Source organism: Subtercola boreus (assembly GCF_003399645.1).
GTDB lineage: Bacteria > Actinomycetota > Actinomycetes > Actinomycetales > Microbacteriaceae > Subtercola > Subtercola boreus_A.
On the sequence record NZ_NBXD01000018.1, the window covers coordinates 84,157 to 104,137 of the forward strand.

Genomic DNA, 19,981 nt, shown 5'->3' on the forward strand with positions numbered 1-19,981 from the left:
GGACTCCGCCACGACGGGCTGACGTCAGTCGCGGGCATCCGAGACGTCGCGGGCCTTCATGATGCCGAGACTGTGGGCGGGCTTCATTCCGAGCACGATCTTGCCCCGGGCGTGGCGCTTCTCGAGATCGTCGAAGGCGTCGCGCACGAACCCGAACGGGTAGTAGCCCGAGATGAGCACCGAGACGCGGCGGTCGGCTGCGAGGGTTGCGAGCTTGCCGAGCACTTCGGTGTTGTGCGCCTCGCCGTCGGCGTCGGGGCAGATCGCCTTCAGCTCGAGGTCTTTGCGCTGCTCGCTCGACGTGTAGCGCGAGGGGTCGACGCCGAGCTCCTTCGCGATGCCCTCGCCATCCTGGCCGAAATTGTCGAGGTAGGCGTCGACCCCGTTGGGAGCGAGCTTCTCGATTCGTTCGACGATCCCGTCGCCATAGACCACCGGCTTGATGCCGAGCTGGCGCAGATAGTCGAAGTTCCGTTCCCCGCAGGTGCCGATGACCGTGGCGCCCCTGAGCTTCGCGAGCTGGATCTCTATGCTGCCCACTCCCCCGGCGGCCGCCGAGACGACCACGGTGTCGCCCTCGCCGACATGCACCTGCTCGACGAGGTCGTGCGCTGCCAGGCCGGCGAGGAACAGCGCCCCGGCGACCTCCCACGGCAGCTGCTTGGGCTTCATCACGAGACTGGTCGCCTTGACGACGATGTGGTAGGCGTGGGAAGACATGCGCGCATGGCCCAGCACCTCGGAATTGCGCTTGAACTGCGTGACCCCATTGCCCACAGCAACGACGATGCCGGCGAAGTCGCTGCCCTGCGTCTGGTTCTTCGACGTCGCGATCTCATCTGCGAACCGTCCCTGCCTGATGTACGCCTCGATGTGGTTGATCCCTGCCGCCAGAACCTCGACCAGCACCTCGCCCGGGCCGGGTTCGGGCATGCGCACCTCGACGAACTCGAGCACCTCGACTCCACCGAATTCGGAGAACTGGACGGATTTCGTGGTCATGGCGGTGCGACTCATGGCAAACCTTCTCTCTGCCCCGATCATCCGCCCGCCTGTGCCCTCGAGGCAAGTGACACGCGGATGTTCGCGAGCCTGTCGAACGCGTGGTACACGCGGCCGGCTCGGGCGTTCCGCCCGGAGACGACGGATGCCCGCCTGCACCACTCGTGATGAGCGTGTGCGGGCGGGCATCCTGTGCCGGCGCGAGCCGACGAACTGCTGGGTGTGCGGGGCGGTTAGCCTTCGGCAGGCGCCTCGGGGCCGGTGCTGTGCGCAGCCGAACCCTCGGTGTCTGCGGCCACGGCCACGAGGTTGGCCTCGAGCGAGGCCTCATCGATCACCGGGGCGAGCGACAGCTTTCCGCGGTCGTCGATCTTGGTGATCTCGACCTGGATCTTCTGGCCGACACCGAGCACGTCTTCGACGTTCTCGACGCGCTTGCCACCGGCGAGCTTGCGAACCTCGCTGATGTGCAGCAGGCCGTCTTTGCCGGGCATGAGCGACACGAACGCTCCGAACGTCGCGATCTTGACGACGGTTCCGAGGAACCGCTCGCCGACCTCGGGGTTGAGGGGGTTCGCGATGGCGTTGACCGCCATGCGCGCCGCCTCGGCCGAGGGGCCGTCGACCGCACCGATGTAGACGGTGCCGTCTTCTTCGATCGAGATGTCGGCTCCGGTGTCGTCCTGGATCTGGTTGATCGTCTTGCCCTTCGGGCCGATCAGCTCACCGATCTTGTCGACGGGGATCTGCACCGAGATCACGCGGGGCGCGGTCGGGGCCATCTCGTCGGGGGTGGAGATCGCGGCGTTCAACACCTCGAGGATGGCGGTACGGGCAGCCTTGGCCTGGCCCAGTGCGCCATCGAGCACCGACGTGGGAATACCGTCGAGCTTGGTGTCGAGCTGGATGGCCGTGATGAACTCACTCGTGCCGGCGACCTTGAAGTCCATGTCGCCGAGCGCGTCTTCGGCGCCGAGGATGTCGGTGAGGGCCGCGTAGCGCGTCTCCCCGTCGACCTCGTCGGAGACGAGACCCATAGCGATGCCTGCGACGGGTGCGCGAAGCGGCACACCGGCGTTCAGCAGCGAGAGGGTGGAGGCGCAGACCGAGCCCATCGAGGTCGACCCGTTCGACCCGAGCGCTTCGGAGACCTGGCGGATGGCGTAGGGGAACTCCTCACGCGAGGGCAGCACCGGCACGAGGGCGCGCTCGGCGAGGAAGCCGTGCCCGATCTCGCGACGCTTCGGGGTACCCACGCGGCCGGTCTCACCGGTCGAGTAGGGCGGGAAGTTGTAGTGGTGCATGTAGCGCTTCTTGGTGACGGGGCTCAGCGAGTCGATCTGCTGCTCCATCTTCAGCATGTTCAGCGTGGTGACGCCCAGGATCTGGGTCTCGCCGCGCTGGAAGATCGCCGAACCGTGCACCCGGGGAATGACCTCGACCTCTGCATCCAGCGGACGGATGTCGGAAAGTCCTCGGCCGTCGATGCGCACGCCGTCGCGCAGGATGCGACCGCGCACGACCACCTTGGTGACGGCCTTGTAGGCGGCGCTGAACTCGGCGAGCACGACGGCGGGAACGGCGTCTGCTTCGACCTTTTCGGTGATCGCGGTCTTTACGCGGGCCTTGAGCGCGTCATCCGCGTCCTGGCGCTCGATTTTGTCGGCGATCTGGTAGATGCGGGTGAGCTCGTCGTACGCGAGGCCGGCGACGTTGTCGTAGGACTCCTTCGAGTACGGCAGGAACACCGGGTAGTCGACGATGGCCTTGGCGCTCGTCTGGGCGAGAACGGTCTGTGCACCGACGAGCTGCTTGATGAAGGGCTTGGCGGCTTCGAGGCCCTGGCTGACGACGGCCTCGTCGGGCTTGGTGGCGCCGGCCTGGATGAGGCCCCACGCGTGCTCGGTTGCTTCGGCCTCGACCATCATGATCGCGACGTCGTCGTTGCCGTTCTTGTCGGTGACGACACGGCCGGCCACGACGATGTCGAAGACAGCGTCAGCGAGCTGCGCGGCGGTCGGGAAGGCCACCCACTGCTTGCCGATGAGCGCGAGGCGCACCGCGCCGATCGGGCCCGAGAACGGAACGCCCGAGATCTGGCTCGAGGCGGAGGCCGCGTTGATCGCGAGTGCGTCATAGAACTCGCCCGGGGCGATCGACAGCACGGTGATGACGACCTGGACCTCGTTGCGGAGGCCGGTGACGAACGACGGGCGAAGCGGCCGGTCGATCAGGCGGCAGACCAGGATGGCCTCGGTCGAGGGGCGACCCTCGCGACGGAAGAACGAGCCGGGGATCTTGCCGGCGGCGTAGGAACGCTCTTCGACGTCGATGGTGAGCGGGAAGAAGTCGAAGTTGTCCTTCGGGTGCTTCGAGACGCTCGTGGCGCTCAAGAGCATGGTCTCTTCGTCGAGGTACGCAGCGACGGCACCCTGTGCCTGCTGCGCGAGACGGCCGGTTTCGAATCGGATCGTGCGGGTACCGAACGAACCGTTGTCGAGAACGGCTTCGGCGAATGTGATCTCTGGACCCTCCATATGGGGTTTCTCTCCTTTTTGTCAGTGGCTGACACGGTGTTCCGCGCCATACCGGCGCGGAGAACGTCGGTTCCCCGTGTGGGAAGCGATCCTCCTTGGAGCAGGGCATGCGGAGCGCATCGCGCGAACGCATACCTCAGGAGCGAATATACGACTGGCCAACAGTAGAAATACACCGAGCACCGGCCCGGGATACCACCACCGGTGACCAGCTTCGTACCTGCCTGCTCCGTGTGTAGCTCCCCCAGTCTACGCCGGGCGGCCCTGGAGGCCTAGCGGCACGCTGTGCGGCCCACTAAACTGAGGCTATGTCATCTCTTCACAGGATTGTTTCGGCTGTTGCTGCTGTCGCCTTGCTTCTCTCCGCTGCCCCGTCCGCGTCTGCGTCTGCGTCACGCTTCGCCCGCAGGCGGCTCCGGATGCCCGGGCATCGGCGGCCCCGGGAACGCACGTACTGGGAATGGACGTGAGCGGCTGGCAGCCGAACGTCGACTGGAAGACGGCCTGGGCCGACGGAGCCCGGTTCGTCTACATCAAGACGACAGAGAGCAACGACTACGCCTCGAGCCACTTCTCCCGGCAGTGGTCGGGCGCGACATCCGTCGGCATGGTGCGGGGCGCCTACCACTTCGCGAACCCCTACGAGTCGACCGGGGCTGTGCAGGCGAACTGGTTCGTCGACCACGGGGGCACCTGGAGTGCCGACGGCCGCACCCTGCCGCCCATGCTCGACATCGAATACGACCCCTACACCGGCTCCGACGGCACGAACAGCTGCTACGGGCTCAGCCAGCCGGTCATGTCGGCCTGGATAAGGGAGTTCTCCAATACGGTGCAGGCCCGCACCGGTGTAGTGCCGGCGATCTATTCGACGACCAACTGGTGGAAGCTCTGCACGGGCAACGATCCGTCGTTCGGGTCCAATCCCCTGTTCGTCGCGCGCTGGCCCGAAGACCTTGCCGACGGCCCCGGCACCCTGCCGGCGGGCTGGGGCGACTTCTCGCTCTGGCAGTACGCCAGCGCCGGCACGTTCCCGGGCGACCAGGACCTCTTCAACGGCGACTACTCGAAGCTGCACTTCTGGGAGGGCTTCCTCGCGACCGGGTCGCCGAGGTCGTCGATCGCCGGCGGGTTCGTCGACAGCGCCGAATACCGCCTGCTGCGAATCGACGCCGCCTACCGCGACATTCTCGGCCGCGGTGCGGAGGAGAGCGGGCGCCAGGGCTGGCTGGGGGTGATGCAGAACGGCGGCATCACCACCGACGACATCGAGACCACGCTCTACAGCTCCGAGGAGTACTACCTGAAACACGGCGGCACCGACACGTCGTATGCCAGGGCTCTCTACGACACCCTGCTCGGGCGAGACGGTTCCCAGAGCGACTACGCCTTCTGGGCCGCCCTCGTCGCCCAGCACGGCCGGGCCTGGGTCACAGCGCAGTTCTGGAACTGCACCGAGACCATCGGCAAGCGGGTCGGAGCGATGTACGACCGCTACCTCGGCCGCCAGCCGGATGCCGGTGGGCTGGCGGGCTGGGTCACGCTCGGTCTCCGGGTGGGCGACTCGGGCGTGCGCAGTGGGCTCACGTCGAGCGATGAGTATTTCGCCCGGGCACAATCCGGCCACTGAGCGTGCGGGGATTTCTGAGACGCCTCTCAGCGCGCGGGCTGTCCCGGCGGCGCGATCTGTAGCAGGATGAGCGTCACGGCGTTGTGCGCGGGGGTTGCCGCGGGGTTGCACGCTGGGGGGCATTCGCAACAGAGAGCAGTAGCGCATGAGCACGTTCACGTCCTTCATCCGATCGGGTGCGGTGGGTCTCGTCATCGCCACCACCATCGCCCTGGGCGGTGTCGCCCACGGGGCAGCCGCTGACACGGCAGACGGGCAGACCCCGTCGATCGACGCGCAGAACGATGCCCGCGACCACGTGCTCGGCGCCACCACCGCAGACGCAGCATCCGGAACCACCTCCGATGGCAGCACCCAGGCCCAGGCCGCGGGCGGGCCGAACCCCCGAGTTCTCGGCATGGATGTCAGCGGCTACCAGCCGAACGTCGACTGGGGGTCGGCGTACACCAAGGGTGCCCGTTTCGTCTTCATCAAGGCGACGGAGAGCTACAACTCCACGAACAGCTCGTTCACGAGCCAGTGGAAGGGCGCGACGAACGCCGGGTTCCTCCGCGGCGCCTACCATTTCGCCGACCCCTTCGAGTCGAGCGGCACCAGCCAGGCGAACTGGTTCCTCGGTCACGGCGGCGCCTGGACCCCAGACGGTAAGACCCTTCCGCCCGTGCTCGACCTAGAGAAGAACACCTATCTGAAGTACGGCGACGTCAGCGTCAACACCTGCTACAACCTGAGCCCGGCCCAGCTCACGGCGTGGGCGCGCGACTTCTCGAACACGGTGCTGGCACGCACAGGCATCCGGCCGACCATCTACACGAACCCCGACTTCTGGCAGACCTGCATGGCCGGCAGCACGTCCTTCGGCGCCAACTCGCTCTTTCTCGCACACTGGACCTACGACCTGAACACCGGCCCGGGCGCCCTCCCGGCCTCCTGGTCGTCGTACTCCTTCTGGCAGTACGCCGATGACCGGGGCAGTCCGGTCTTCCCCGGCGACCAGGACGTCTTCAACGGATCGGCTGCCGCGCTGACCGCGTTCGCCCGGCATGCGACGCCCGACGGCAACTACATCACCGCGCTCTACGAGGACTACCTCAAGCGTGCCCCAGCCCCTCAGGAATCGGCGGGCTGGCAGGACAGGCTCGCCGCGGGTGCTCCGCGAACGGCCGTCGCCGCGGGCTTCGTGAACAGCGACGAGTACCGGTTGCAGCGCATCGATGCGGCCTACCAGACCGTGCTCGGGCGCTCCCCCGACGCTCCCGGGCGGCTCAGCTGGCTGAACGCCATGAAGAGCGGTGGCATCACGACCGATGACATCGAGACCTCGCTCTACTCCTCGACCGAGTACTTCCAGAACCATGGCAACACGAACAAGTCGTTCGTCGCCTCGCTCTACACGACGCTGCTGCACCGCCAGGGCACCGACGCCGACTACACGTTCTGGGCCAACCTGATAGCCCAGAACGGGCGCGCCTGGGTGGTTGCGCAGTACTGGGACGCGCAGGAGACGATCAGCCAGCGCGTGAGCGCGATGTACCAGCTGTACCTCGGCCGGGTGCCCGACGCCGCGGGGCTGCAGGGCTGGGTGAACGTGGCCCTGCAGATCGGCGACTCGGGGCTCCGTTCAGGGTTCACGAGCAGCGGCGAGTACTACGCCCGCAGCCAGACACGGACGTTCTGATCTCACGACGCGGGCGGCAGCTCGCTGAGCGACGGCCCGAGCGCGACGAGCACCCGGTACGGCCGCTTCTGGTTCAGGATGCTCGCCGGCACCGTGCGGTAGAGCCCCTGTGACGCGAGCGGTTGCAGCGCGGCAGCGGTCTGCTGGTCGATCTCGCGGGGCAGGTAGCCGAGGCGGTAGACGTGCGTGCCCACGACGGCGTCGACGGCGACCCGCAGATCGCGGCCCATCCAGGCCGTTGCGCCCGGAACCAGAACGGCCGTGACCTCGCTGCCACCGCGCGCGAGGGCTGCGTCGACACTGGTCTGGTGCCGGTGGCCGTCGACGACGGGGAACGTCTCGGTGGTGGGCAGCGGCACCAGAGTGATTCGGTCGTTCAGCGTCAGCGTGCCCTCGCCGTCGCGCCGCAGTGCGGGGACGAATAACGGCAGCACGAGCGCCAGGGCAGCGGCGATCGCTGCGATCAGCAGCACGGTGAGGACGATCGGGCTGACGACATCGATGTCGAGCCGCTGGAACAGCGCCGCGACCACAGACAGTCCCAGAACGAGGCCCGCGAGAAACGGGTCCCAGCGCCAGAGAGGGAGTTTCTTACGCTTCATCGGAAGTCATGGGATGTGAAAAATGGGCCGCTCCCCCGCGGGAGAACGGCCCATCCGCCAAGATCAGACCTATCGACGAAGGCCCAGGCGCGCGATCAGCGAGCGGTAACGCTCGATGTCGACGCTCTGCAGGTAGCCGAGAAGACGGCGACGCTGGCCGACCAGCAGCAGCAGGCCACGACGTGAGTGGTGGTCGTGCTTGTGAAACTTGAGGTGCTCCGTGAGGTCGAGGATGCGAGTGGTCAACATTGCGACCTGCACTTCGGGAGAACCGGTGTCACCCGGGTGGGTGGCGTACTCGTCGATGATGGCTTTCTTGGCATCTGGCGTTAGCGGCATAGATGACCCCTTTTCCCTCGTTGCGCGGTGCTCATCACGGGATGTGTGAGCTCTCTTGATCCGCGGCCGTTTGACGGCAACCTTGGGAGTTTAGCACCGATCCAGCCGGAGTGCCTGCCTCGGGCACAGTGCCACGGCATCCCGCGCCGCGGCGAGCAGCGCGACCGGTACCGGAACGTCGGAACGTTCGGCAGCCGGCGACGTGCGTGCGACCGGGTACCCCCATTCGTCGCGCCCGAGCAGCTCGGGCAGCAGCTCGGTGCAGAGGCCCCGCCCATCGCAGAGGGTCCAGTCGATGTGCAGCGTCTCGGTCACGGGTTCACCACGCACCTGCCGTGCAGGTGAGCGTCGACATCGTCGGCGAAGGCCGTGAGGGTGCTGAGAACGAAGCGCGCGGTGCCATCGGGGTGCGAGCACGATCCGCGGCCGGTGACGAGGTCGGCGAGACGTGCGATCTCGGCGGGCAGCGCGGCATCGACCGCTCCCCCGGCGAGCCGGCGCAACACCCCGGCGAGGGCGGGCAGTCCGTTCACGCAGGGTCCGCACTGGCCCGCGGTCTGCGCGGCGAGGTAGTCGGCGATCAAGGCGGAGGCGGCGAGCCCGCAGCTCGAAGCAGCGAGTGCCATCAGCACGCCCGCGCCGGGCGCTGCCCCGAACATCCGGAGCCCGTCTTTCGAGAAGGGTGCACCGACGTGCTCCGCGGGCACCCAACCGCCGTGATAGCCGCCGACGAGAACCGCACGGAGTTCGCCCGGTCCGGCGCCGGCTGCAGCGAGGAGGTGCACCAGGGCCGTTCCACCCGCGACCTCGAGTACCTGGGGAGCGGGCACGTCGCCGGTCACCGTCACGAGGCGGGTGCCGGGTTCGTCTGATGTGCCCACCGAACGAAACCAGTCGGCACCGAAACGGGCGATCAGCGCGAGCTGGGCGAGGGTCTCGACGTTCTGCACCAGGGTCGGACGTTTGCGCACGCCGGACTCGCTGAGGTGCACGACGTGGTCGCGGGGAACGCTGACCCCGCGCTCGATCGCGTTCGCCACCGCCGTCGCCTCACCCGCGACGAACGCGTCGGGGGCTGTGACGAGTGTCACGTGGCGGGCATCCGGTCTCTCGTCGAGGGCCAGGCGGGCGGCGTCGGCCGCACGAGCGGAGACGTAGAGGTGCAGGTCGGGGGCGCCGACGGCGGCCGCTGCGAGAAGCAGCCCGTCGATCACCAGGTGGGGCGCGCGGGTCATCAGTGTCATGTCTTTTCGGCTGAGGGGTTCGCCTTCGGAGCCGTTCGCGATGACGATTGGGCGCCGGCCCTTCGCACGACCGGAGTGCTCGCGCGTCGAGGCGAGCTTTCGCCAGACGGGGAAGGCGGCGCCTCCCCGGCCGTCCAGGCTCGACAGGCGGAGCTGGTCGATCAGGGAGTCGGCATTCGCAGTGGGGAGGTCTCCGTAAGCGGCCCGGTGAGCTGCGAGGGTGGTGCTGGCGGCCAGAAAGAGCCGGGCGGTTCCCTCGGGGGCCCCGACGGCCCCGGAGACGAGGGGGATGCCCGGGGTTCGCGAATCACCAGGAGGCCCGAGGGGCGCACCCCCGGGCGGGCAGTCGGTGAGAGTCATCGTGGCTGGACCTCTCGCTGGGAACCGGTGGGCGACGCGGTTCGCGCACCCGAGAATTCGACGAACCGCGTCGAAAGACGCCAGCCGACGGCACCCAGCACCAGCAGCACGCTGAGCGCGCTGACCCAGAGAAACCACGCACTCGTGCCGTCGGTTCCGTTGCCGATGCCGTGCGCCAGCGCGATCGGCCACGTCGCATAGGCCAGCCAGTGCACGGTGCGGAATGCCCGGAGCCCGATGCGGTTGCGCAGCAGCGCGGTCACCATCACCGCGATGAGCAGGTCGACCGCGACCGTTCCGAGACCCTGCCAGAACGGCAGGAAATCGCCGAAGAACGGCACCACGACATCGAGCGGCGTCAGCTGGGCGAACGAGTCGAAGAACAGCGAGACGATGTGGATGACGAGGAACACACACGCCAGCAGGGAGAGGTTGCGGTGCAGCAGCGTGATGGAGAACCGGGGCACTCCGGGCAAGGGGCGTCCCGAGCGGGTGACGATGCCGAGCACGACCGAGAGCGTCAGGGCAACCAGGGCGACGACGCCCGTTCCGCGGCCGAAAGCCCAGAGGGCGGCATCGAGCTGTGCGGCATCCATCAGCGTGCGGCCCTGACGTGCACGCTGTTCTCATCGGGCCAGCCGCCGAGGGTCAGCACGCGCCCCGCGCCGCTCACGAGACGGGCCGGCACCCCGCGCCGGGCCAGCCACTCGATGCTCGCTCTACCGCGTACGACGGATGCCGTACTGAGCGTGTTCGCCGAGACACAGTCGGTCGCGGCAACGGTCACAGTGCGCCACACCGGGTCGGCGGGAAGACCGCGGGCGGGGTCGAGAATGTGGTGCACCGTCTGCCCGTGCTGCCGCCAGCGGCGCTTCTGCGTGCTCGAGGTGGCGAGGGCCTGCCCGGCGGCGAGAGTGACCTGGCAGGAGGGGTCGCCCGGCAGATCCTGCACGGAGATCTGCCAGCCGGTGGGTGGGGGTGAATCGACGCGGGTCGCAGGGGCGGGGAATGGGCCGGCCGGGCGGTCGATGCGGGGGGCGGTGCCGGCGGTGGCGATGTCGCCGCCGAGGGCCACGAGCGCGCCGCCGCCGAGAGCAGCGACGATGCGGGCGGCAGCCAGATCGGCGGCGTAGGCCTTCGCGGTGGCGCCCAGGTCGAGCGCCAGATCGGCCGGAACAGTGAGGATGTTCGTCGAACGGTCCGACCCCGGCGAGACCATCCCGACGCGTCGCCAGCCGGGGATGGATGTCGAGAGCGTGACGACCGACGCCGACGGGGAGGTGGTGGCGACGGGGTCGGGGTCGGTGTCGGTGTCGGTGTCACCGTCGGCCGCTCCGGATGACCGGCCGCTCGGGAGCGCCTCGAACGTTCTGTCGTACCCGAGCCTGGCCAGAGCGTTTCCGAGGGTCGGATCGACAGCTCCCTGCGTCAACCGCGCCGCCTCGAGGGCCACGCGCACGAGCGTCGCGAGCAACGGGCTCACCTCGGCGCCACCCGCCAGGCGCGGCTGCAGGAGCGCGAGTTCCGACGTACCCGTGAAGCGGCTGCACGCGCGTTCGACCTCGTCGAGCACACCGGCGAGTATCGCGGATGCCGCGTCCAGGGAACGCGGATCGGTCACGACCACGCGGGCGGTGGTGCTCCACACGGCCCATTCGCGCGCGGCGGCGGGCGGGGCGGCTGCGCCGGCAGCGGCGGCGGGCGGAGCGGGCGCTTCGAGGGTCATCAGGATCCCGTCGTGGTGGCGTGGGAGGAGCCGCCCGAGCCGGAGGAGACGGAACCCGAACCAGAGGTGCCGGAGGAGGTGCCGGAGGAGGTCGAGCCGGAGTCGGGGCTCGTCGAGGAAGACGAACCCGTGTCCGTGCTCGAGGTGCCCGTCTCCGTGCTCGAGGTTCCCGTGTCGGATGACGCCGCGTCGCTTCCCGTCAGGGGCGTGTTCACCCAGAGGGCCAGGCTCGTCGCTCCGGCCGCGATGACACTGGCCGCACCGAGAGCCACCGTGACCAGCGCCGCCCGTCGTCTGCCGCTCTCCCGAAGATTCATGTTCTCAGTATGGAAGGACTGGCTCGACGTGACGCTGGAGGATGCTATGAGCCTGCCATGAGCGTGCCGACCCAGAACCCGAGGGCTGCGAGCGCAACCGAGAGCACGAGCATCCCGAGCCCGTTGGCGAGCGCCGGGCCGTAGCGGCCGACCTGCACGAGCCGAACGGTCTCGAAGCTCGCGGTGCTGAACGTGGTGTACCCCCCGAGCAGGCCGGTGCCGAGCACGAATCGCCAGTCGGCGCTGAGCAGGGCGCCGAGCGCCAGGGCGGTCACAAGCCCGAGCAGGAACGAACCAGACACATTGATGACGGTCGTGCCCCAGGGATACGCGGTGCCGAACCGGGCGCGCACCGCGCTGTCGACCACGAATCGCACGACGGAACCGACGCCGCCCGACACTGCGACGAGCAGCGCCACGAGCAACGGATTCACGAGCGCCCCTCCGTTCGGCGGATCGTCGGCCCGCCACCCGGGACTCTGCGGTACCCGGCCGCACCCGCCGCGATCCCGAGAACAGACGCCACCGCACCGACCACCACCGTGCCGAGCGCGTAGAGCACGGCGAGGCCCACCTCCCCCGCGTGCAGAAGGGTGACGGTGTCGACCGAGAGCGCGCTGTAGCTGGTGAAGCCGCCGAGCACACCGGTTCCGAGCAGCAGCCTGAGTACCCGCCTCGACCCGTGATCACCGCCTGCCCGCATCAGCGACTCGAGCAGCAGCCCCAGGAGGAACGCCCCGAGCAGGTTGATGCCGACAGTGATGACCGGCAGGCCCTGCCAGGGCATGACCGCCTGCTGCAGCAGGTAGCGGGCCAGCGTGCCGGCGGCCCCGCCGATTCCCACGGCGAGGAGCAACGCCGGCCGGTGGTGCGCAGGACGGCCGACGGGGCCGCCCGAGTGCGAATCGACGGGGACGTCGTCATCGTCGACCTCGACATCACTGTCGAAGGGCAGCTCCCGCCGCATCGGCGGCTCGTCGTCTCGGCGCGGATCGGTCATCGTCACAATCCTACGAGCCCGAGGTTCTACACTCGGGCCATGAGCAATTACGTCTTCGCCGGCCGGGCCGACATCGAGAAAGCCCTCGACATGCTGGTCAACCTCGACAACGCGCAGTCCAATGCGATCGTCGTGCTCGAGATCGACGCCGAGATCGAGCGGTTGCAGGGCGAACTCGAGCACTACGACGCCAACCCGGCCTATGTTCCGAGCGACGACGTCATCGAGGTCGTCAGCGGCTACGTCGAGCGTGCCGACGACTGGAACGCGTCAAGCGAGTAGGGCACTCAGCGCTGGAAGACCAGCAGCGTCGACGTCGCGGTCGCCAGCAGGCGCCCCCGGTCATCCACCAGCGTCGCCTCGGTGAACGCGGCCCGCCCGCCCATCTTGATGACCCGCCCCTCGGCCGTCACCGGGCCCGTCTCGCTCGTCATGCCCCGCAGGTACGAGACCTTCAGCTCGAGGGTCGTGTAGGCCTGGTCGGCCGTGAGCAGCGAGTGCACGGCGCAGCCACACGCCGAGTCGAGCAGGGTCGCGGCGTACCCCCCGTGCACCGAACCGATCGGATTGTAGACAGCGCCTGTGGGCGTGCCGGTGAAGACGGCTGTGCCCTCCCCCACAGAGACCAGATCGAACTGCATGGTCTGGCCGATGTTCGGCTGCACACCGGTGGCGATGAGCGCGTTCAGCTGCTCGATACCGGTGAGGCGCGAGGCCTGGTCGTCCGCTGGCGTCATAATCCCTCCTCGGGGGAATGCGGGTGAAGGCCCCGACGTTATCGTGAAGCTGAAACAGTACCGAATGCTTTATGCACACCCGACAGCGCCCTCTGCCGGCAACGGAAACGGATTTGTGAACTATGTCATTGGCCATCGAGCACGAGACAGCCACCGGGACAGTCGGCGCCGAGACACCCACCGACGAGACAGTCACCGCCGCGCCGGGCGCGGACGCCCTCCCGGTTCTCGACCTCTCCCGCCTCGACCGGGGAGATGCTGAAGCCGAGGCGTTCCGCAACGACCTGCGCAGGGCCACCCACGACTACGGCTTCTTCTACCTCACCGGCCACGGAATTCCCGGGGAGCTCATCGAGAGGGTGATGCGGGCGTCCCGCGCCTTCTTCGCGCTGCCCGAGGCCGACAAGATGGCCATCGAGAACCTCAGGAGCCCGCAGTTCCGCGGCTACACCCGCGTCGGGGGTGAACTCACCCAGGGCGTCGTCGACTGGCGTGAACAGATCGACATCGGCGCCGAGCGCGACCAGGTCGCCCGGGGCGCGGGCGTCGCCGACTACTGGCGGCTCGAGGGCCCGAACCAGTGGCCACAAGCCCTGCCGGAACTCCGCGAGGTGATGACCGAATGGCGTGACGCCCTCACCGACCTGGGCCTGACCCTGCTGCGCACCTGGGCGGTCTCGCTGGGCGCCCCTCAGGACGCCTTCGACAACGCTTTCGCCGCCTCGCCCTTTCCGCTCATCAAGATCGTGCGCTACCCCGGCAGAAGCGATCCCGAGCCCCAGCAGGGCGTCGGCGCGCACAAAGACTCGGGCGTGCTGACCCTGCTCTACGTCGAAGACGGCAAGGCCGGCCTGCAGGTGGAGAAAGACGGCCAGTGGATCGACGCTCCCCCACTTGCCGGCGCGTTCGTCGTGAACATCGGCGAGTTGCTCGAGGTCGCGACCGACGGCTACCTCAAGGCGACGGTGCACCGCGTGATCTCGCCTCGTCTCGGTGATGACCGTATCTCGATCCCCTTCTTTCTCAGCCCCTCCCTCGACGCGAAGGTGCCGACGCTTTCGCTTCCCGCCGAGCTGGCACAGGATGCCGCGGGGCTCACCCTCGACCCTGGGAACCCGATCTACGACACCTATGGCGAGAACGCGCTGAAGAGCAGACTGCGGGCTCACCCGGACGTCGCGGCGATCCATCACAGCGACATCGTGACCCGCTGAGCGTGGCGCCCGCAGAACCGTCCACGCCCGAGAAGTCCGGCACGGGCATCCTGAACACTGAGCAACAGCCCCCGCGCAGCCGGTTCGTCGACCTGACCCCGCTTCGGCAGAGTACCGCGTTCGCCAGGCTGTGGGGCGGCGGGGCCGTCTCGGGCATCGGCGGACAGATGACCATCGTCGCGGTCGGGCTGCACATCTACGACCTCACGAACTCGACGTTCGCCGTCTCGCTGGTGGGCGTGATCGCCCTGCTGCCGATGGTGGTCTTCGGGCTCTACGGCGGCCTGCTCGCCGACTCGTTCGACCGGCGGCTGGTGGCCCTTGTCGCGGCGATCGTGGCGTGGGTCTCGACCGGCACCCTCGCGGCGCTGGCCTGGTTGCGGATCGACCTGGTCTGGCCGTTCTATCTGCTCGCCACTGTGATCGCTGTGGCGTCGGTCGTCATCGGCTCTACGCGCCAGTCGATCGTTCCCCGGCTGTTGCCGAAGGAACTGCTGCCGGCCGCCTCGGCGCTCAGCGGCATCAGCATCGGTGCCCAGATCACCATCGGGCCCGCGCTGGCGGGCGTGCTCGTGGCCACCGTCGGCTTCCAGTGGACGTACACCGTCGACGTCGTGCTCTTCGTGGCGGCATTCTCGGGTATCGTGTCGCTGCCGAGCATCGTTCCGGAGGGTGAGCTGAAAAGGCCGGGGCTCTCGTCACTGGTCGACGGCATGCGCTTCCTGAAACAGGCTCCGAACGTGCGCATGACCTTCATCCTCGACATCATCGCCATGACCCTCGGGCAACCTCGCGTGCTCTTCCCCGCGGTGGGCGCCGTGCTGCTCGGCGGCGGGGCGATCACGGTCGGCATCCTGACCGCAGCGGCGGCCATCGGGGCGCTCTTCAGCAGCATCCTGTCGGGGCGGCTCGGGCATGTGCGCTGGCAGGGGCGAGCGGTGGGGCGGGCGATCACGGTCTACGGGCTGTTCATCGCAGCCTTCGGCGTGATCCTTCTCGTGGCGAGCGGCGGCGACCTGCACTCGATCGGCGAGTCGATCGGCTCGGCCAACCTGCCGGCGCTCGTTCTGGCGGCGATCATGCTCGCGGGTTCCGGGGCGGCCGACAACGTGAGTTCGATCTTCCGCAACACGATCTTGCAGGCTGCCGTGCCCGATGGGATGCGCGGCCGCATCCAGGGTGTGTTCATGGTCGTGGTGACCGGCGGCCCACGCCTCGGCGATGCCTACATCGGCATCCTGTCGGCCTTCGCGTTCCTCTGGTTTCCACCGCTCATGGGTGGCGTGCTCATCGTCGTTCTGGTGACGGTGATCGTGCGGGGCAGTCGCGCCTTCCGCGAGTACGACGCCCTCGCCCCCACCCCCTGACCCGCGCGTCGACCCGCCCGCGCCGACCCGCGCGCCCCGCGAGGGGCCGCCCACTTTGCGCAAAAGCACCCAAACCGAAAGTTTTGGGTGCTTTTGCGCAGAACGCGGTGGTGCGTGGAGGGTCTAGCTCACACCCTTGAGGTCGATCACGAAGATGAGGGTGCGACCCGAGAGGGCGTGCCCGCCGCCCGCGGGGCCGTAGGCCAGCTCCGGCGGAACGGTGAGCTTGCGGCGACCGCCGACCTTCATGCCGGGGATGCCCTGCTGCCAGCCCGCGATGAGCTGGCGGAGGGGGAAGTTGATCGAGGTGCCGCGGCTCCAGGAGGAGTCGAACTCATCGCCGGACTCGTAGTCGACACCGAGGTAGTGCACGTCGACGGTCGAGCCGGCAGCCGCCTCAGCGCCGTCGCCCTCGACGATGTCGACGATCTCGAGGCCCTCGGGGGCGGGGCCGTCGGGTGCGTCGAGTTCTGGTTTTGTTGTGAGATCTGTCATACGTCCATCCAACCCGTCGCGGGGCTCTTCGTCAAAGCGAGACGAACGTCAGTCGCTGAGTCGGGCGCGTCATCGCCACGTACAGGGCCGACGCGCCGCGCGGCAGGTCGGTGAGAACGCGATCCGGTTCGACGATCACGACAGAGTCGAACTCGAGGCCCTTCGCCTCCTGCGGAGTCATGACGGCCACCTGGCGGGTGAGGCCCGCCGCACCCACTCCGACCTCGCCCGGGAGAGCCGCCGTGAGGGTGTCGAACGTCGCCCGCAGCGCGTCGGGCAGCACGATCACCCCGATTGTTCCGAGTGAGTCGATGGATCGGTCTGCTTCGACGGCTTCGAGCGTGGCCTGCTGCAGTGCATCCTGCAGCGCCCGGTCGCCCGGCAGGGCGCGCTCACCCTGCGCCGCCCGGTCGGCCGGGCCGCGGCCTTCGGATGCCCGCACCGTCGTGATGGGCCACTCGCTCTCGCGCACCGAGGTCGAACGCGTCACCGGCAGGTCGTGCTGCTCGGCCATCAGCTGGGCGGCGTCGGCGATCTGCGTGGGGGTGCGGTAGTTCACGGTGAGCTCCTCGAGCCGCCAGCCCTCGCCCTGCTTCGCCCGGCCGACCAGTGGTGCAACCGCCTCGGCCCAGCTGTGCGCGCTCGCCGCGGCGCTCGCCTGAGCGATGTCGCCGACGATCGTGAACGAGCGGAGCGGCCCGCGGCGCCGGAGCAACCGCCACTGCATGGGCGAGAGCTCCTGCGCCTCGTCGACCACGATGTGCCCGTAGGTCCACGTGCGGTCAGAAGCGGCGCGCTCGGCGGTGGTTGCGCGGGAGGCCTGCTCGGCGAAGGAGTCGGCCAGGTCTTCGGCGCGGATGATGCCTTCGACATCCATGTTGCGGATGGCGTTCTCCGCGTTCTCGATGTCACGCTTGCGCTGCTGCTTCGCCTCCCGCTGGACGGACGCGTTCCGTTCGCTGTGCTCGCCGAGGTGCTCGGCGGCCTCGTCGAGCAGGGGCACGTCGGAGACGGTGAACGGCGCCTCCCGGTCGCGGCGCAGCAGTGCACGTCTCGCGGGGCTCCAGTTCGGCGTCAGCTCGGCCAGCCACTGGGGGCGGGCGTAGAGGTCTTGCAGCAGCTTCTGCGGGGTCAGCGGAATCCACGCCGTGTTCAGCGCGACGCGCACGTCGTAGGCCGAGCGCAGGTCTTCACGCAGCATCCCGTAGTCGTCTTCGTCGACCGTGTTGCCGTGCGAGCGCAGCTGGGCCGCGAGCGTTCGCGTCAGCTCGGCGAGCGCCGTCTTCACGAACGTCACGCGGGCCTCGTTGTAGGGCTTGCGGCTCTCGTGCGCACGGGCGATGGCGTTCGCGATCACCGACGGTTCGAGCGTGAGGGCTTCACCGTTCACGTCGAGCTGCTGCGGAGCGTCGGGCACGCGCTGGCGCGAACGGATGGCGCGCTCGACCAGAGAGGCCATCGAGACGTCGCCCTTCACGACGGCGACCTCGGGCCGGTCTTCGGCTGTCGCGTCGATGCCGGGGTAGAGCTGCCCCACGCTCGCGAGCACGACGCCGGTCTCGCCGAGGCTCGGCAGCACCGCCTCGATGTACTGCAGGAAGGCCCGCGACGGGCCAACGACGAGCACTCCGGAGGAACGCAGCCGCTCGCGGTGCGAGTACAGCAGGTACGCGGCACGGTGTAGCGCCACGGCCGTCTTGCCCGTACCCGGACCGCCCTGCACCACCAGAACGCCCGGAAGCTCGGAACGGATGATGCGATCCTGTTCGGCCTGGATCGTCGCGACGATGTCGTGCATGCGACCGGTGCGCTCGGCAGAGAGGGAGGCCATCAGGGCCCCCTCGCCCTGCAGGGTGCTCGCTTCGTCGTCGGTGATGGAGGAGCTGTCGAAGATCTCGTCTTCGATCCTGACGATGCGGCGGCCGCGACTCAGCAGGTGACGGCGCGACCGGATGCCCATCGGCGTCGCCGCCGTGGCCTGGTAGAAGGGGCCGGCCTGGGGCACGCGCCAGTCGAGCAGAATCGGGCGGAGGTCGTCGTCGCGCAGGCCGATCCGGCCGATGTAGCGGTAGCGGGGGTCGGCACCAGCGGCACCGTCGGCACCCGCGGCGTCGTCGTCGGCGGCATCGGCGGCGGCGGCATCGGTGGCAGTGGCGGCGGGCCCGGCCGCCTCGAGCCGGCCGAACGCCAGTCGCTCATCCACTTCGTTGAGCTGCACGATGCGGTCTTCGAAGATGCGGGCGAACGCATCCCGCTCGGAACGGCTCTGGTGGTTGCCGCCGACGTCTTGCGCGTGTACGCGCTTCAACTGCTGCTGGGCATCCGCCCTCAACTCGTCGAGACGCGCATACAGCGTCGCAACGTAGTCGCGCTCGCGATCAAGTTCGGAAGAAACCACGTGTGTACCCCTCTGGAATCGCAGCACACAATTGTAGCTCAGCCCGAGAGGAGCGCCGCCCGGTCGGAGGCGACCGCAGCGAGCAGCTCCGCCTCCTGACGCTGGATGCCGATGTGGTCGCGGCCCGTGATGAGCCGTTGCCGGGTGAAGGCGAGCGCCGTAGCATCACGGATGAACGCCCGCATCACCGCGGTCTTCGGCACCGGCTGGCTGCGGGCCCAGGCCCGGGCCGACCGCCGACCCTGCCCGGTGGCGAGCATGTCGACCTCGGCCGGTACGAACCAGCCCGCCGCGGCATACTCGGCCAGGCGGGCTCGCGTAGCGCGCACCTCGGCACGGCGCAGAAGCACCACCCCCACGATCGCCAGCGCGAACAGCGGCACCTGGATGACCGCGTACGCGGCGAGGAAGCCTTCGATGCCGTCGGCTACGACGGTGGTGCCGTTCCAGAGGGCGTGCAGGATCATCGCGCAGAGCAGGCCGAGCAGGAAGAGCCCCGCGACCGGCCAGAAACCGCGCCGGCGGGAGGCGAAGCCGAGCGCGATGCCGGTGCACGACGTGAACATCACGTGGGCGAACGGCCCCATGATGCCGCGGAGGGCGAACGTCACACCGAGCGACACTCCCCCGCCCTCGATCAGCGAAGACCCGAAGTAGAGGATGTTCTCGGTGAACGCGAACCCGCCCGCCACGGTGGCCGCGTAGACCAGCCCGTCGACCGGGCCGTCGAACGTACGCCGCAGCACGAGGAAGATCAGCAGCACGCCGAATCCCTTCGCCGACTCCTCGACGAGGGGGGCCTGGATGACCGCACCGAAGACGTCGCTCGGGACGGCCTGGCCATCGCTGGCCGCGTACACGAGGATCTGGACCCCTGCATCGACCAGCAGAGCGAGCGCCACGGATGCCGCTGCTCCCCAGAGGAAGGCGAACCACAGGGCACCCCGCGGCTCGGGCTCCCACCGGTCGATCAGCCGCACCACGAGCAGGACGACGGTGAGCGGAATGAGTGCGATGACGCCGCAGACGAGGGCGGCCGTGGGCCCGATCGACAGCATCACGTAGCCGAGCACCAGGAGGAAGAGGAAGCTCAGCACGCAGAGGGCGATGGTGCCGATGACGAACGCCGCACTCACCGGCTTTCGCGGGGTGGGCGCCTTCCAGACGGCACCGGCCGGTGTGACACTCTGGCGCGGGGAGGCAGGCTGGGCAACGGAACCCGGTGGCGGCGTGTCGGAACGGGAGAATGTCATGATGATTCCTCAGGTGGGCGGCAGGGTCGAGCTTACCGGGCCGCCGCACCCGGCACGAGCAGTTGACCCGTAAAATCGAGCC

General features: G+C 68.7%; 20 protein-coding genes. 6 read left to right on the forward strand and 14 right to left on the reverse strand.

Annotation, left to right across the window (positions count from 1 at the left end):
* Positions 1–24: 24 nt before the first annotated feature.
* Both B7R24_RS09285 and B7R24_RS09290 read right to left on the reverse strand, forming a co-directional pair.
* A complete protein-coding gene (locus B7R24_RS09285) occupies positions 25–1,017 on the reverse strand; it encodes an NADP-dependent oxidoreductase (protein ID WP_116418691.1) in 993 nt (330 codons plus the stop codon).
* A 218-nt stretch (positions 1,018–1,235) separates the two neighbouring features.
* Complete coding sequence (locus B7R24_RS09290; RefSeq protein ID WP_116418692.1) at positions 1,236–3,539, reverse strand: polyribonucleotide nucleotidyltransferase; 2,304 nt, start codon at positions 3,537–3,539, stop codon at positions 1,236–1,238.
* 466 nt (positions 3,540–4,005) lie between these two features.
* On the opposite strand from B7R24_RS09290, the gene B7R24_RS09295 reads away from it, so the two are divergent.
* Both B7R24_RS09295 and B7R24_RS09300 read left to right on the forward strand, forming a co-directional pair.
* Entirely contained in the window at positions 4,006–5,169 is a 1,164-nt protein-coding gene (locus B7R24_RS09295; RefSeq protein WP_216363659.1) for a GH25 family lysozyme, read from the forward strand.
* Positions 5,170–5,314: 145 nt separating this feature from the next.
* A complete protein-coding gene (locus tag B7R24_RS09300; protein WP_116418694.1) occupies positions 5,315–6,847 on the forward strand; it encodes a GH25 family lysozyme in 1,533 nt (510 codons plus the stop codon).
* 2 nt (positions 6,848–6,849) lie between these two features.
* Here B7R24_RS09300 and B7R24_RS09305 read toward each other — a convergent pair whose 3' ends face one another.
* From B7R24_RS09305 to B7R24_RS09330, 6 genes are all read right to left on the reverse strand, one after another.
* Positions 6,850–7,449 carry a hypothetical protein gene (locus tag B7R24_RS09305; RefSeq protein WP_116418695.1) on the reverse strand — a complete coding sequence of 200 codons (600 nt, stop codon included), beginning with the start codon at positions 7,447–7,449 and terminating at the stop codon, positions 6,850–6,852.
* 69 nt (positions 7,450–7,518) lie between these two features.
* A complete protein-coding gene (gene rpsO, locus B7R24_RS09310) occupies positions 7,519–7,788 on the reverse strand; it encodes a 30S ribosomal protein S15 (RefSeq protein WP_104243121.1) in 270 nt (89 codons plus the stop codon).
* A 90-nt stretch (positions 7,789–7,878) separates the two neighbouring features.
* On the reverse strand, positions 7,879–8,103 hold the full coding sequence (locus B7R24_RS09315; protein WP_116418696.1) for a ferredoxin: 225 nt from the start codon (positions 8,101–8,103) through the stop codon (positions 7,879–7,881).
* Positions 8,100–9,392 (reverse strand): NADH-ubiquinone oxidoreductase-F iron-sulfur binding region domain-containing protein, encoded by a 1,293-nt coding sequence (locus tag B7R24_RS09320; protein ID WP_116418697.1) that lies wholly within the window; start codon positions 9,390–9,392, stop codon positions 8,100–8,102. The genes B7R24_RS09315 and B7R24_RS09320 overlap by 4 nt, the downstream gene beginning before the upstream one ends.
* Positions 9,389–9,988 carry a ferric reductase-like transmembrane domain-containing protein gene (locus B7R24_RS09325; protein WP_116418698.1) on the reverse strand — a complete coding sequence of 200 codons (600 nt, stop codon included), beginning with the start codon at positions 9,986–9,988 and terminating at the stop codon, positions 9,389–9,391. Before B7R24_RS09325 ends, B7R24_RS09320 begins: the two co-directional genes overlap by 4 nt.
* A complete protein-coding gene (locus B7R24_RS09330) occupies positions 9,988–11,118 on the reverse strand; it encodes an FAD:protein FMN transferase (protein ID WP_116418699.1) in 1,131 nt (376 codons plus the stop codon). Before B7R24_RS09330 ends, B7R24_RS09325 begins: the two co-directional genes overlap by 1 nt.
* A 12-nt stretch (positions 11,119–11,130) precedes the next feature.
* Here B7R24_RS09330 and B7R24_RS09335 point away from each other — a divergent pair, with 12 nt between their 5' ends.
* Positions 11,131–11,496 (forward strand): hypothetical protein, encoded by a 366-nt coding sequence (locus B7R24_RS09335; RefSeq protein WP_116418700.1) that lies wholly within the window; start codon positions 11,131–11,133, stop codon positions 11,494–11,496.
* Here B7R24_RS09335 and crcB read toward each other — a convergent pair.
* On the reverse strand, positions 11,480–11,869 hold the full coding sequence (gene crcB / locus B7R24_RS09340; RefSeq protein ID WP_116418701.1) for a fluoride efflux transporter CrcB: 390 nt from the start codon (positions 11,867–11,869) through the stop codon (positions 11,480–11,482). The genes B7R24_RS09335 and crcB overlap by 17 nt on opposite strands.
* The gene (locus B7R24_RS09345; RefSeq protein WP_116418702.1) at positions 11,866–12,435 is read right to left on the reverse strand and encodes a fluoride efflux transporter FluC; all 570 of its coding nucleotides are present in this window, start codon (positions 12,433–12,435) and stop codon (positions 11,866–11,868) included. The genes crcB and B7R24_RS09345 overlap by 4 nt, the downstream gene beginning before the upstream one ends.
* A 39-nt stretch (positions 12,436–12,474) precedes the next feature.
* Here B7R24_RS09345 and B7R24_RS09350 point away from each other — a divergent pair, with 39 nt between their 5' ends.
* A complete protein-coding gene (locus B7R24_RS09350) occupies positions 12,475–12,717 on the forward strand; it encodes a hypothetical protein (RefSeq protein WP_116418703.1) in 243 nt (80 codons plus the stop codon).
* Positions 12,718–12,722: 5 nt separating this feature from the next.
* On the opposite strand, the gene B7R24_RS09355 is transcribed toward B7R24_RS09350, so the two are convergent.
* Positions 12,723–13,172 (reverse strand): PaaI family thioesterase, encoded by a 450-nt coding sequence (locus B7R24_RS09355; protein WP_116418704.1) that lies wholly within the window; start codon positions 13,170–13,172, stop codon positions 12,723–12,725.
* A gap of 122 nt (positions 13,173–13,294) precedes the next feature.
* Between B7R24_RS09355 and B7R24_RS09360 the strand changes: the two genes are divergently transcribed.
* Both B7R24_RS09360 and B7R24_RS09365 read left to right on the forward strand, forming a co-directional pair.
* On the forward strand, positions 13,295–14,386 hold the full coding sequence (locus B7R24_RS09360) for an isopenicillin N synthase family dioxygenase (RefSeq protein WP_116418705.1): 1,092 nt from the start codon (positions 13,295–13,297) through the stop codon (positions 14,384–14,386).
* Entirely contained in the window at positions 14,383–15,753 is a 1,371-nt protein-coding gene (locus B7R24_RS09365; RefSeq protein WP_437123523.1) for an MFS transporter, read from the forward strand. The genes B7R24_RS09360 and B7R24_RS09365 overlap by 4 nt, the downstream gene beginning before the upstream one ends.
* A 123-nt stretch (positions 15,754–15,876) precedes the next feature.
* Here the strand turns inward: B7R24_RS09365 and B7R24_RS09370 are convergent, their stop codons facing one another.
* From B7R24_RS09370 to B7R24_RS09380, 3 genes are read right to left on the reverse strand one after another with little or no spacing between them, the layout of a single operon-like run.
* Complete coding sequence (locus B7R24_RS09370; RefSeq protein WP_116418706.1) at positions 15,877–16,248, reverse strand: FKBP-type peptidyl-prolyl cis-trans isomerase; 372 nt, start codon at positions 16,246–16,248, stop codon at positions 15,877–15,879.
* 31 nt (positions 16,249–16,279) lie between these two features.
* Positions 16,280–18,646, reverse strand: coding sequence for a HelD family protein (locus tag B7R24_RS09375; protein WP_116418707.1), 2,367 nt, complete (start codon positions 18,644–18,646; stop codon positions 16,280–16,282).
* Between the two features lie 38 nt (positions 18,647–18,684).
* Complete coding sequence (locus B7R24_RS09380) at positions 18,685–19,899, reverse strand: PrsW family intramembrane metalloprotease (protein WP_116418708.1); 1,215 nt, start codon at positions 19,897–19,899, stop codon at positions 18,685–18,687.
* Between the last annotated feature and the right edge of the window lie 82 nt (positions 19,900–19,981).

Coding starts and splice junctions, on each gene's coding strand:
- B7R24_RS09350 (WP_116418703.1), top strand. CDS start 12,475: ATGAGCAATTACGTCTTCGCCGGCCGGGCCGACATCGAGAAAGCCCTC.
- B7R24_RS09285 (WP_116418691.1), bottom strand. CDS start 1,017: ATGAGTCGCACCGCCATGACCACGAAATCCGTCCAGTTCTCCGAATTC.
- B7R24_RS09320 (WP_116418697.1), bottom strand. CDS start 9,392: ATGACTCTCACCGACTGCCCGCCCGGGGGTGCGCCCCTCGGGCCTCCT.
- B7R24_RS09290 (WP_116418692.1), bottom strand. CDS start 3,539: ATGGAGGGTCCAGAGATCACATTCGCCGAAGCCGTTCTCGACAACGGT.
- B7R24_RS09305 (WP_116418695.1), bottom strand. CDS start 7,449: ATGAAGCGTAAGAAACTCCCTCTCTGGCGCTGGGACCCGTTTCTCGCG.
- B7R24_RS09345 (WP_116418702.1), bottom strand. CDS start 12,435: ATGACCGATCCGCGCCGAGACGACGAGCCGCCGATGCGGCGGGAGCTG.
- B7R24_RS09330 (WP_116418699.1), bottom strand. CDS start 11,118: ATGACCCTCGAAGCGCCCGCTCCGCCCGCCGCCGCTGCCGGCGCAGCC.
- B7R24_RS09360 (WP_116418705.1), top strand. CDS start 13,295: ATGTCATTGGCCATCGAGCACGAGACAGCCACCGGGACAGTCGGCGCC.
- B7R24_RS09380 (WP_116418708.1), bottom strand. CDS start 19,899: ATGACATTCTCCCGTTCCGACACGCCGCCACCGGGTTCCGTTGCCCAG.
- B7R24_RS09370 (WP_116418706.1), bottom strand. CDS start 16,248: ATGACAGATCTCACAACAAAACCAGAACTCGACGCACCCGACGGCCCC.
- B7R24_RS09300 (WP_116418694.1), top strand. CDS start 5,315: ATGAGCACGTTCACGTCCTTCATCCGATCGGGTGCGGTGGGTCTCGTC.
- B7R24_RS09355 (WP_116418704.1), bottom strand. CDS start 13,172: ATGACGCCAGCGGACGACCAGGCCTCGCGCCTCACCGGTATCGAGCAG.
- B7R24_RS09325 (WP_116418698.1), bottom strand. CDS start 9,988: ATGGATGCCGCACAGCTCGATGCCGCCCTCTGGGCTTTCGGCCGCGGA.
- rpsO (WP_104243121.1), bottom strand. CDS start 7,788: ATGCCGCTAACGCCAGATGCCAAGAAAGCCATCATCGACGAGTACGCC.